This is a genomic window from Neisseria sp. WLZKY-1 (assembly GCF_046546535.1).
Classification (GTDB): Bacteria; Pseudomonadota; Gammaproteobacteria; order Burkholderiales; family Neisseriaceae; genus Neisseria.
In genome coordinates this window covers 1-224 of record NZ_JBKGTW010000167.1, presented here as the reverse complement: position 1 = coordinate 224, position 224 = coordinate 1, and the positions used below count along the sequence as shown (strand labels likewise).

Sequence of the window (224 nt, the reverse complement as noted above, 5' to 3'; positions counted from 1 at the left end):
GCTTTTGCATATAGTTCAGACGAATCTTCATGCTTAACGTTTTGGTAGGCAGCTATTGCTCCTTCGTCATCTCCTCGTTTTTCCAAAGTAACGCCGAGATTAACTTGAGCTTTTGCATACTGTTCAGACGAATCTTCATGCTTAACGTTTTGGTAGGCAGCTATTGCTCCTTCGTCATCTCCTCGTTTTTCCAAAGTAACGCCGAGATTAAATTGAGCCATTGC

The 224-nt window shown here is 42.4% G+C and carries 1 protein-coding gene; it reads right to left on the bottom strand.

Features of this window, described 5'->3' with window-relative positions:
- Nucleotides 1–224 (bottom strand): tetratricopeptide repeat protein (locus tag ACLD9W_RS12685; protein ID WP_410842317.1); only part of this gene is annotated, 224 nt, incomplete at both ends.